We start from the raw sequence: 11633 nt of genomic DNA, 5'->3' as shown, positions 1-11633 counted from the left end.
TCAAACATCTAACATCCCAAAACCAAACACAAAAAAACCCAAAATCCGAAGATTTTGGGCTTTTATCATTTTAATTCCGTTTTAGAATAATCCAGTTGAAGATCCGTCAGCATTTACGTCCATCTTCACAGCTGATGGTACTTTAGGAAGTCCAGGCATAGTCATGATATCACCTGTCAGTGCTACAACAAATCCTGCACCTGCTTTGGCGATAACTTCACGGACAGTTACATTGAAACCTGTCGGACGTCCAAGTTTTTTAGGGTCGTCTGATAAAGAGTACTGAGTCTTAGCCATACATACCGGGAAGTTGCCCCAGCCGTTAGCTTCGATATCAGCAATTTGTTTTTTAGCTTTATCCGTTAAGATAACACCGTCTCCGCCGTATACTTCTGTTACAATTTTTTCAATCTTGTCAGCGATTGGCAGTTCATCTTCATACAGGTGGTGGAAGTCGTTTCCAGCTTCAACTGCTGCTAATACTTCGTTAGCTAAGTCAACGCCGCCTTCTCCGCCTTTTTCCCATACTTGTGTTAAGGCAACGCGTACGCCCTGTTCTTTACACCAGCCAAGAACGAAGTTTCTTTCTTCATCAGTGTCAGTTACAAAGTCGTTTAAAGCAATTACAGGCTCAACGCCGAATTTACGAGCGTTTTCGATGTGTTTACCTAAGTTCACAACACCCTCTTTAAGTGCGTCAACATTAGCTTCGCCTAAGTCAGCTTTAGCGACGCCGCCGTTCATCTTAAGTGCACGGATTGTTGCAACTAAAACGATAGCATCCGGCTTAAAGCCGCCCATGCGTGCTTTAATATCCATGAATTTCTCACCGCCGAGGTCAGAACCGAATCCGCACTCTGTTACAACGATATCAGCAAGCTGTCTTGCTGTGTTTGTTGCAATAATTGAGTTACAGCCGTGAGCGATGTTAGCGAATGGACCGCCGTGAATTAAGGCAGGCGTGCCTTCCATAGTCTGTACCAGGTTAGGTTTAATCGCTTCTTTAAGAAGAAGTGCCAAAGCACCTTCAACTTCAAGCTCTCCAACTGTTACTGGTTTTTTGTCGTAAGTATAACCGAATACAATTTTAGCTAATTTTTCTTTAAGATCGATGATGTCGTTTGATAAACATAAGACAGCCATGATTTCACTTGCAACTGTAATATCAAATCCATCTTCGCGCGGAACCCCTCTAGTAGGTCCGCCCAAACCGACAACAACTTGACGAAGCGCACGGTCATTCATGTCGATAACACGCTTCCAGGTTACACGGCGCGGATCAACGTTTAATGCATTGCCCTGGTGAATATGGTTATCAATAAATGCACTCAGTGCGTTATTTGCTGCAGTAATTGCGTGTAGATCACCGTTAAAGTGTAAGTTGATTTCTTCCATCGGCAATACTTGTGCATGGCCTCCGCCTGTTGCTCCGCCCTTAACACCCATTACAGGTCCGAGGGAAGGTTCGCGTAAAGCAACCATTACCTTTTTACCGATTTTATTAAAAGCATCACTTAATCCTACAGTTACTGTTGATTTACCTTCACCTGCAGGTGTCGGGTTCATCGCGGATACAAGAACTATCTTAGAATCTTCCTTGTTTCCTTCCAGTTGGTTGATGTCTACTTTTGCCTTATATTTACCATACATTTCTAATGCGTCTTCAGGAATTCCTGCTTTTTCAGCAATTTCCTGAATTGGTTGTATTGAGGCTTTTGACGCAATTTCTTGGTCAGTCAAATGTGCCATCTTCTCAGCTCCTAAGTATAATTTGCGTTGTAAAACGATTTCACAACTCTTATTCATTATGACATAAAAAATGAAAGCAGGCCATTGTAAACGGCCTGCTTTTCGATTACTATTTAAATTTTCTTATAATTTATTAATTTAATCATCGTCCATCGATGACAGGTCGCCTGCCGGTAAATCGAGTTCCCATGCTTTAAGCACCCGTCTCATAATTTTACCGCTGCGCGTTTTCGGCAGACTGTCTTTAAACTCTATTTCTTTCGGTGCCGCATGTGCTGCGAGACCGTTTTTTACGAATACACGGATTTCTTCTTTTAAATCGTCAGTCGGCTCATAACCGCTTCTAAGCGCGATAAACGCCTTCACAATTTCTCCTCTGACAGGATCCGGCTTACCGATAACCCCCGCTTCCTGCACTGCTTCATGTTCGACAAGTTTGGACTCAATTTCAAATGGACCGACACGCTCGCCCGCGGTCATAATGACATCGTCGACACGTCCCTGGAACCAGAAGTAGCCGTCTTCATCACGGTAGGCAGAGTCTCCTGAAATATACCAGTCACCGATAAAGTAAGAATCATACTTCGGTTTGTTTTTCCAAATTTCACGCATCATCGCCGGCCACCCTGCTTTCAGAGCGAGGTTCCCCATACGGTTTGGCGGCAGCTCATTGCCCTGGTCATCGACAATGGTCGCTTTAATTCCAGGCAGCGGTTTACCCATCGAGCCGCCCTTAATATCCACAGAAGGGAAATTAACAATCATATGCGCACCTGTTTCAGTCATCCACCAAGTATCGTGAATACGGAGGTTAAATACTTCCATCCCCCATTTAACAACTTCAGGGTTTAAAGGTTCTCCGACTGACAGTATGTGTCTCAGTGATGATAGATCATATTTCTCTACTACATTGTCACTGCTGCCCATCAGCATTCTGAATGCTGTCGGTGCACTGTACCAGACAGTTACTTTCAGCTGTTCGAGAGCACTGTACCATGATTCTGCAGAGAATCTGCCGCCGACAATAACATTAGTCGTCCGGTTCAGCCATGGAGCAAATATTCCGTAGGAAGTACCTGTTACCCAGCCCGGGTCGGCTGTACACCAGTAGACATCATCTTCTTTTAAGTCGAGCACGTATTTACCTGAAATATACTGCTGCACCATGGCGTACTGTGCGTGCAGTACACCTTTCGGCTGCCCTGTTGATCCGCTTGTATAATGTAAAATCAGACCGTCTTCCTTATCCAGCCACTCAATATCAAACTCTTTCGATGCTTTTTCCATTTCTTTATTAAAATTAGTGTACTGATCTTCTGCATCGTCACCTGTAACGATAATATTTTTTAAATCAGGCAAGTCATCAACGGGAATTCTCGGCAGCAATTCCGTCGTTGTAATAATAGTTGATGCTTCACTGTTTTCAAGTCTGTCTTTGACCGCTTTCTCCATAAACGCTTCAAACAGCGGTCCGACTACAGCACCGATTTTTAAAGCGCCGAGCAGTGCAAAATATAATTCTGGTGACCGTGCCATAAAGATAAATACGCGGTCTCCCTTTTTCACTCCGGCATCTTTTAAAATGTTAGCTGCTTTATTTGAATTCTCTTTCATTTCTTTAAAAGTAAAAGACTGAATATCATCATTCAGCTTATAGTGAAGCGCAATCTTATCTCCATATCCTTCGTCCACATGTTTATCAATAGCTTCATAAGCCATATTAACTTTTCCTGTTTCGTACCATGAAAATTCTTTTTCAATCTCTTCCCATGAGAAATTTTCTTTTGCCGCTTCGTAATTCGGCATGTTCGCATGTTGATCTGTTGCTTCGTAAAGTTCTACTTTCATCCTTAACGACACCCCTTGTTTGTATTTATGATTTCGCTTTCATATAGCCATTATATTGAAAGGCAGTTCAGAATTCTATGAAAACGCTTGATTTCTTTTATTTTCTTTATTTTTATTAAATAAAACCGCTTTCACTTTAGTATGAATAGCCGATAATATATAATGATAATGAATTTGTTTTTTCATAACATTTAATTACTTTTAAAAGGGGTGTTCCATTGAGGCATCAAAAACACTATTTTAAAATGGAAACTAAAACAGAATCTGACATGGTCATTATTGAAGGCCCTGTTGACAGCGACACTTTAAGAACGTATACATTTGACGATAATTTAACCGCGTTCAGACGTCCGGATGAACAGTTTCAGGCACTCGTGGAAATTGCGGAACTTCCGGAAGGCAGAATTATCGTCAGTCATATAAATAAGCATATTGTCGGCTATATTATATTTCTTCACCCCGACCCGCTCGAGCGATGGTCAGATGGGAATCATTCTTTCATTATGGAGCTCGGCGCAGTTGAAGTCGCCCTGCCCTGCCGGGGACTCGGTCTTGCCGGCAAGATGCTGGAACTGTCCACTTACGATGATTTTATCGAAAATTATATTATCATTACGACAGAATATTATTGGCACTGGGACTTAAAAAACAGCGGCCTCGATGTCTACGAGTACAAAAATCTTATGATCCGTCTGATGCAGCGGGCGGGCTACGAAGTATTCCAGACAAATGATCCTGAAATTACAGGTCACCCGGCTAACACACTGATGGCACGTATAGGTAAAAATATTAATGACAGACAAATGCAGCAATTTGATGAAATCCGTTTTAAAAACCGCTTTTTAATTTAACGAGAGGTGCGATGATAAATGCTAGTAGAAAGAATTATGACTTCTCCCGTGGAGACACTCCACATCAACGATACAATACACGAAGCGATGAACCTGATGAGCCGCCTGTCAATCCGGCATATACCGATTGTGGATGACAATAACCGTCTGGCAGGTATTATTTCCGATAAAGATGTGAATCTCGCCTTGCCGTCCATTACAAATAAGAATGCTGATTTATCGCTCGATCTCGAATTGAATAAGATTATGCGCCAGCAGGTCACCACCTGCCATCCGCTCGACTTCGTCGAAGAAATCGCTAAAGATTTTTATCATTATGCGATTGGAGCAATTCCAGTAATGCGCGGGACAGAAATCGTCGGTATCGTTACCCAGAAAGACATGCTTAATACTTTCCTCGAGCTGACAGGCATTAAAGAGCCCGGTTCTATTATCGAAATTGATATTAAGGACCGCATGGGAGTCATATTTGATATCGGAAAAGTATTCAAAGACCTGAATATTAAAATCGTCAGCATTTCAATTTATCCGAATGCAGATAAAAAAGATCACAAAATTATCGTACTGCGCATCGATGCAATGAATCCGTTAATTGCTATAGAAAAATTAAAAGAATCCGGATTTAATGTACTGGATCCAAGCGAGATGTCGTAATGAAACCCTTGTATGTTTATACCGATGAACTGCTTAAATACCGGTTTAACGATACTCATCCTTTTAATCAGATGCGCTTAAAATTAACGACGGACTTATTAACGGATGCCGGATTTTTAACTGATGAGGATATTATTAAACCGCGCAAAGCAACTGACGAGGAACTCGCTCTCGTCCACTCCCGTGATTATATCGAAGCTGTGCGGGCAGCGGGACACGGCGAACTGCCGAAAGAAGAATTGGCGAAGTACGGTCTGGATTCGGAAGATACACCGAGCTTTAAAGATATGCATGAAAAGTGTGCGGCTCTCGTTGGCGCCACGCTGACAGCTGTCGATCTGGTAATGACCGGACAGACCGATAAGGCCTTAAGTCTAGCCGGAGGACTGCATCACGGATTCAGCGGCAAGGCAAACGGCTTCTGTGTCTATAATGATACTGCGATTGCATGCGAATACCTCGCCCAGAAATACGGCAAAAAAGTGATGTATATCGATACAGACGCCCATCACGGTGACGGTGTGCAGTGGACCTTCTACAACCGGAGCGATATTGTGACATATTCGATTCATGAAACCGGCAGATATTTATTTCCCGGAACAGGCAGTGCTACTGAACGCGGTACAGAAGAAGGCTTCGGTTTCACGATGAATCTGCCCATCGATGCATTTACTGAAGATGAGTCATTTCTCGAAGTCTTTAAAACAAGTATTGAACAGGCAATCCAGATTTTTAAACCCGACATTATTCTGAGCCAGAACGGTGTAGATGCGCACTTCCGGGACCCGATGACTCATTTAGCTTTGACTTCCAGATCATATGAGGAAATACCGCGTTTCGTTCGCGGGCTCGCAGATAAGTATACTGACGGCAAGTGGATTGCGGTTGGCGGCGGCGGTTACAATATCTGGCAGGTCGTCCCCCGGATGTGGAGCCAGGTATGGCTGGCCATGAAAGATATCGATGCTCCGTCAGGACCGCTCCCGGAGAAATTTATCGATAAATACAAGGAAAAATGTCAAGTGGACTTCCCTGTGCTGTGGGAAGATACACTGGAAGATTTTACAGATATTCCGCGCCGTGTTGAGATTGCGGAGAAAAATAAGAGTATGCTCGACCGGCTTATGATGTATCTGGAACAGTGAGCGGGTGTTTATCTTTTTATGGCAGGTCAGTAGGTTGTGAATTTTGAGGTATGTTTTTGAGCTGTATGGACGTTGTTGTTTTCACAAAGTCTATGCAGCTTTTTCTATGTACATTGTCGATTTAACAAAGTCCATACAAAACAAAAAACCGGAGGCTCTCCTCTCATCAAGAGGTCCTCAGGTTTCTTCTTTGTTCATTATCTTGTGGTCGTACGGTAATCGATACTGTAAGGCAGTTCGACTGATGTAGTATCGACTTTTTCTTCATTCATCAGTTTTGTCAGCAGTCTCATGCCTACTGCGCCAAGGTCATATAATGGTACTGCGACACTCGAAATTTTCGGTCTCACCATCGTTACCAGACGCGTATTTGAACAGCTGATAATCTGCAGACGCTGAGGCATTGCGACTCCATGTTCATGCCCGCCGTGCAGTATACCTATCGCTGCTTCGTCACTGATAACAATGACTGCATCGCGTTCATTATCGAGCAGTTTGCCGAAGATTTCTTTACCTTTTTCGTAATCACCGGCATCTTCTGTCATCAAATAATCGTCGCCGTTGAATCCCGCTTCTTCATATGCTTCTTTCATGCCTGAAATCATACGTGATTCCTGATAACGGGAGTATCCTGCTGTAACAAAACAGATATTTTTAGTGCCGTCAGCGATGAGCTTCCCTGCAACTTCTTTTGCTGCTTCATAGTAATTAATATTAACGTTCGGAATGTCATTATCTTCCTCACCTGATCCGCAAATCACTACAGGCACTCTTGAAGTTTCAATATCCTGAAGCACATCGCTGTTCAGTTTTCCGCCGAGGAAAATAATGCCGTCAACCTGTTTGCTGACTAGGTTTAAAAAGGCATTGCGTTCTTTCTTAGGATCCTGATCTGTGTTCGTAATAATAATTTGGTAATTATACATTTCTGCGATGTCTTCAAGGCCCCGCGCCAGCGCTGAATAATAAAGATCTGAAATATCCGGAATAATCACGCCGACTGTCGTCGTTTTCTTGCTTGCAAGTCCTCTTGCCACCGCATTCGGGCGATAGTTCAATCTATCTATAACATCTTTAACTTTTTTTCTTGTTTCAGGTTTGACGTTTGGATTACCATTTAAGACTCTAGAAACTGTTGCCATGGAGACTTTTGCTTCTCTAGCCACATCATATATAGTAACTGTCATAATATCCCTCCGAGTCTAATGTGAAAATGTAAACGTTTTAATCAATAATATCAAATTTTTGCCTTCTTTGGTACCGTATATGTAACAATATTATAACAAAAAAATTCAGTCACATGGAGTGACTGAATTATTTATCCGATTTTTTGGGCTTTGCAACGGATTTCTCCGCGTATTTCGACATATCAACCACGTTCGGCCGCTTCAGATTACTGTCTGCGACTTCCTCCTGGATTGCCTGCTGCTGAAGCTGGACTGCTGAGTCATCGAGTTTCTTAACTCTCGATTTTTCGTCCATTTCAGCTTTCTTGTCTTTAACCATCTGTTTAACATCACTGACTTTCTCATCGAGCTTTTCAGAGATTGAAGGTCCGTCATTCTGTTCATTGACTACAGAATCCTGGAGCTTCTTAATGTCATCTCTTAAAGCATCTCCCGATTTAGGAGCGATAAACAGACCGCCGACAACGCCGACGAATAATCCCAATGCGAGACCTACCGTAAAATCGCGGCCGGTCGATGTTTCTACTTGTGCATCGTAGCTCTCGACACCTTTTACGTGTCTGTCTCTATTATACGTTTCCATGATTTAACCTCCAAATAGGATCAATCATTGAGACTTATAAATTCTCTGACTGCCCATCCACATTCACTTTATTGTAAGCTCTGTTGCGCTGCTGCTGTCTTATTTGCCATTTATCCGCAATTTCCATAGCAACGTTTGACCATTGTACAACCTGTGAAATTTTCTCTTCATTTTGAGAAATATTATGTGTAATTGAATTCGTAACACGGTCGACAGAATCATTTAAGTTGGTTACAGAATAACCGATACCCTGCACTGCATCCACTACAGCATTAAGTTTTTCAGACTTGCCTTGAATATCTTCAACTAAACGATTCGATTTGTGCAGAAGGTCTGTTGACTCGCGTGTAATTCCCTGAATCTGACCATCCAGTCCATCTAAGGTGCTGGCTACGTGGTCCAGGTTTTTCTTAACCGAGAACAGTACAACTGCAATTGCGATACACAGTACTAAAAATGCAATCGCGGCAATACCCGCGGCAATATATAAAACTATTTGCCAATCCATTCTAACGCCTCCAATATTTCTTTTCTGTATTCTTAATTATCATAACCTAATTCACAATGATATAAACATTTATTTTATATTAACTCTTCGTTATTTTAAGAGAGCAGTTCAGTGAAGCGTTTTTCATATTTCTGGATATCTCCTGCACCCATAAATATAATAACGCCGTCTGCATGTTTATCGAGACGTTCGAGGTCGGCTTCCGTCAGCAGCTCTGCCCCGGGTATTAAATCGACCAGGTCTTTGCTCGATAAATTGCCGGCAGTTTCACGAGCTGAGCCAAAGATATCAACTATATAGGCTTTATCAGACGTTGACAGTACATTGGCAAATTCCTGCAGGAATTTTTCCGTGCGCGAAAAGGTATGCGGCTGGAAAACCGAGATAATTTCACGACCCGGATATTTTTTACGTGCTGTCTCAAGTGTGGCATCGATTTCTTTTGGGTGATGGGCATAATCGTCAACAATTACCATATTATGAAGTTTAGTTTCAGAAAAACGACGTTTTACACCTTTATAATTTAAAAATGATTCTTTAATCAAGTCGATATCCAAGTCTTCAAGATAAGAGACTCCGATTACTGCCAGCGAATTTAAGACGAGGTGATCACCAAACATCGGAATTTTAAATGTATCATAATGAACACCTTTAATTTCCACATCAAAAACAGTGCCGGATTCAGTCACTTTAATATTCTTCGCAATGATATCATCACTGCTCTCAATACCGTAGGTCAGCATATCCTTCACGTGTTCTTTAATTTGTCCGATATACGGGTCATTGCCGTAAGCAATAACACATTTCTTCACCTGCGATGCCATTTCCTTAAATGCGTCCACTACATCTGAAATATCATTAAAGTAATCAGGGTGATCAAAATCTATGTTTGTAATGATTGCATAGTCGGGATAGTAGCTCAGGAAGTGACGTTTATATTCACATGATTCAAAAGTAAAATATTTACTGTCCGGCAGGCCAAATCCCGTGCCGTCACCAATCAGATACGTCGTTTCTACATCTCCGTTCATCACGTGCGAAAGAAGACCTGTCGTCGATGTTTTACCGTGCGAACCGGTAACCCCGATTGAAATATAGCTGCCCATAAAGTCTGCTAAAAACACATGATAACGGATGACTTCAAAGCCCATTTCATAAGCTTTTTTTATTTCAGGATGGTCATCTTTAAATGCATTTCCTGCAATATATGTCATGCCTTCGACGATATTATCTTCGGAAAAAGGCAATATTTTTATTCCCTTTTTACGCAATGGACCCTCTGTAAATACTTCGTTTTCAATATCAGAACCCTGCACTTCATGACCTATGTCATAGAGAACCTGAGCAAGTGCGCTCATTCCCGCACCCTTTATTCCGATAAAATGATATTTCTTCACGATTACACCAATCTTTCATCGATTATTATATTTTATATGATCAAATACACTCTGTTTTACTGTTTTGTTCACCGTGCCGATTGATATCCGGTTCGGTTTGTTGGAAGTAGGAATGACAGCTAGTGCATCATTGCCCTGTGTCAGTTCATCTGTGCCGCTTACTGCATTATTATCCGGATCGTAAAAGGCAATCTTGGTCTGCAGCAGCTGCAAAAGTTCGTAGCGGATATCGATTTTTGTATTCATATGATTTGCAATGACATGAATGCCGAGAGGTTTTCCCTGTTTTAAAATTTGTATCAGCGCGCGTACTGCATCCGGATTTTTATTCTGCAATAAGGCAGCAAGATCATCGATAATAATTACCAGGGTTGCTTTTCTCGACTCGAATTTCACGCGGCTGTTATAACTCTGAATATTTCTGACATGTGCCCTTCTGAACGCCACACTGCGTTCATTCAGCTCGTGCAGAAACATTTTCAGTGTTTCTTTGTCTGTCAGTGAAACTCTGCTGCTGTATGAATGCGGCACGTCGAGATAGTCATCATATTTGTCATCTTCAGCTGCAATTGCAATTTTTAAATCGTTCGAATTATGGTTCATTAACAGCGACAGCAGTATATTGTCGATTACATTCGTATCGTAATTCGGCTGATTGCCGTAAATTAAAATATGTCCTGCTTTTGATAATTCATAGCTGAAAATTTTATCGTCAACCGTTTTACCGACTGCAAATTTGTAATCACTTTTACGAAGCTTTAGACTGCTCGCTTCAAAAAGCGTGCGGAAAGTAATCGGACGCGGATTTTCAAGCGGAACTTCGAGACCAATGTTGGACGTGCCAATCAGCGGGCTCATAATACGCAGTTCATTAAGGCTGAGTTCTTCTTTCAAAGCTGCATTCAGACGCGGTATATTACTGACTCTAAAGGCACGGTTCAGCTTCACTTCATAGCGGCCGATAATACCGTTTGAAGTATAACTGATGACACGGCCCTCCACATTCAGTTTAACAAATGCTTCATCAATTTTTTCTGCCAGCGCTTTGTCCGGTTCTTTATAATCAGCTGCCTGGGCGCTTCCGAGTATGCTTATACCCGGCTGTGTTGCATTCGGGCCGATTCGTTTGCCGTTTGCCGCCTGCTGTTTTTCGCGCAGCTTGTTCTGTTTTGAACCGAGTACACTCAGTGTATCATGCCGCTTTTCTCTCGCTGGCGCTTTTTGCCTGAACTTTGCGCCGCCTGCTCTTTCTGAGTCGCGTTTCTTTTTAAGCGCAGCAAGCTCCGTACGGCGCTGCTGCTCTTTTATCTTCTGTTTATCTTTCCTTTTTTCACGTTCGGTACGTTCCTGCACAATTTTATCGACAATGACAGAATTATAATTTTTAAATTTTTCAAGGTAAATTTCACGCTCATCCCGTTCGGGCCGTTCCGGCTTTTTTAAGCCGTAAACTGACGATGGAACCTGACGCGCTTTAGAAATTGTCATTCTCGTCGGCCGTTTTACCGACGGTCTCAACGTGCTGTATTTCGTTTCCTGCTGCGGCCGTCTGACATAGGCAGGCGGTGAATATAATAGAGTTTCAGGTCCGTTATCCGCATCGTCCGGACTCCCGATATCAAGAGGAAACTTGAATGCTTCTTTACTCTCTTCTCTGTCGTGTCGTTCCTTATTAAATTCTCGTCTTTTTCTTCTCGTCATTTAATCTCAC

General features: G+C 42.3%; 10 protein-coding genes. 3 read left to right on the top strand and 7 right to left on the bottom strand.

All coding sequences use genetic code 11. From position 1 onward, the window contains the following. Nucleotides 1–81: 81 nt before the first annotated feature. Together DFR63_RS02125 and acsA are read right to left on the bottom strand one after the other, a co-directional pair. Complete coding sequence (locus DFR63_RS02125; protein WP_115884097.1) at nt 82–1749, bottom strand: formate--tetrahydrofolate ligase; 1668 nt, start codon at nt 1747–1749, stop codon at nt 82–84. 138 nt (nt 1750–1887) lie between these two features. Continuing rightward, on the bottom strand, nt 1888–3597 hold the full coding sequence (gene acsA, locus DFR63_RS02120; protein ID WP_115884096.1) for an acetate--CoA ligase: 1710 nt from the start codon (nt 3595–3597) through the stop codon (nt 1888–1890). Between the two features lie 218 nt (nt 3598–3815). Here acsA and DFR63_RS02115 point away from each other — a divergent pair, with 218 nt between their 5' ends. The 3 genes from DFR63_RS02115 to DFR63_RS02105 are packed head-to-tail and all read left to right on the top strand — an operon-like array spanning nt 3816 to nt 6247. Then, nucleotides 3816–4448 carry an N-acetyltransferase gene (locus tag DFR63_RS02115; protein WP_415708139.1) on the top strand — a complete coding sequence of 211 codons (633 nt, stop codon included), beginning with the start codon at nt 3816–3818 and terminating at the stop codon, nt 4446–4448. Between the two features lie 18 nt (nt 4449–4466). Next, on the top strand, nt 4467–5102 hold the full coding sequence (locus DFR63_RS02110; protein ID WP_115884094.1) for a CBS and ACT domain-containing protein: 636 nt from the start codon (nt 4467–4469) through the stop codon (nt 5100–5102). Then, nucleotides 5102–6247: an acetoin utilization protein AcuC gene (locus DFR63_RS02105; protein WP_115884093.1), complete on the top strand. Its 1146-nt coding sequence runs from the start codon at nt 5102–5104 to the stop codon at nt 6245–6247. Before DFR63_RS02110 ends, DFR63_RS02105 begins: the two co-directional genes overlap by 1 nt. Before the next feature lie 197 nt (nt 6248–6444). Here the strand turns inward: DFR63_RS02105 and ccpA are convergent, their stop codons facing one another. From ccpA to DFR63_RS02080, 5 genes are all read right to left on the bottom strand, one after another. Further along, the gene (ccpA, locus tag DFR63_RS02100; RefSeq protein WP_115884092.1) at nt 6445–7434 is read right to left on the bottom strand and encodes a catabolite control protein A; all 990 of its coding nucleotides are present in this window, start codon (nt 7432–7434) and stop codon (nt 6445–6447) included. 127 nt (nt 7435–7561) lie between these two features. Further along, complete coding sequence (locus DFR63_RS02095; protein ID WP_115884091.1) at nt 7562–8017, bottom strand: YtxH domain-containing protein; 456 nt, start codon at nt 8015–8017, stop codon at nt 7562–7564. Nucleotides 8018–8051: 34 nt separating this feature from the next. Further along, nucleotides 8052–8525, bottom strand: coding sequence for a DUF948 domain-containing protein (locus tag DFR63_RS02090; RefSeq protein ID WP_115884090.1), 474 nt, complete (start codon nt 8523–8525; stop codon nt 8052–8054). Between the two features lie 95 nt (nt 8526–8620). Beyond that, nucleotides 8621–9922, bottom strand: coding sequence for a UDP-N-acetylmuramate--L-alanine ligase (gene murC / locus DFR63_RS02085; protein ID WP_115884089.1), 1302 nt, complete (start codon nt 9920–9922; stop codon nt 8621–8623). A 15-nt stretch (nt 9923–9937) separates the two neighbouring features. Continuing rightward, a complete protein-coding gene (locus tag DFR63_RS02080) occupies nt 9938–11623 on the bottom strand; it encodes a DNA translocase FtsK (RefSeq protein ID WP_115884088.1) in 1686 nt (561 codons plus the stop codon). Nucleotides 11624–11633 lie beyond the last annotated feature (10 nt).

It is taken from the genome of Jeotgalicoccus halotolerans, from assembly GCF_003387165.1.
GTDB lineage: Bacteria > Bacillota > Bacilli > Staphylococcales > Salinicoccaceae > Jeotgalicoccus > Jeotgalicoccus halotolerans.
The sequence above is the reverse complement of the archived record's forward strand: the minus strand, read 5'-3'. Positions and strand labels throughout refer to the sequence as shown.

Bases quoted from the DNA above. Each gene is read 5' to 3' on its own strand.
- DFR63_RS02125 (WP_115884097.1), bottom strand. From the start codon at position 1,749: ATGGCACATTTGACTGACCAAGAAATTGCGTCAAAAGCCTCAATACAA.
- acsA (WP_115884096.1), bottom strand. From the start codon at position 3,597: ATGAAAGTAGAACTTTACGAAGCAACAGATCAACATGCGAACATGCCG.
- DFR63_RS02110 (WP_115884094.1), top strand. From the start codon at position 4,467: ATGCTAGTAGAAAGAATTATGACTTCTCCCGTGGAGACACTCCACATC.
- DFR63_RS02105 (WP_115884093.1), top strand. From the start codon at position 5,102: ATGAAACCCTTGTATGTTTATACCGATGAACTGCTTAAATACCGGTTT.
- ccpA (WP_115884092.1), bottom strand. From the start codon at position 7,434: ATGACAGTTACTATATATGATGTGGCTAGAGAAGCAAAAGTCTCCATG.
- DFR63_RS02095 (WP_115884091.1), bottom strand. From the start codon at position 8,017: ATGGAAACGTATAATAGAGACAGACACGTAAAAGGTGTCGAGAGCTAC.
- DFR63_RS02090 (WP_115884090.1), bottom strand. From the start codon at position 8,525: ATGGATTGGCAAATAGTTTTATATATTGCCGCGGGTATTGCCGCGATT.
- DFR63_RS02080 (WP_115884088.1), bottom strand. From the start codon at position 11,623: ATGACGAGAAGAAAAAGACGAGAATTTAATAAGGAACGACACGACAGA.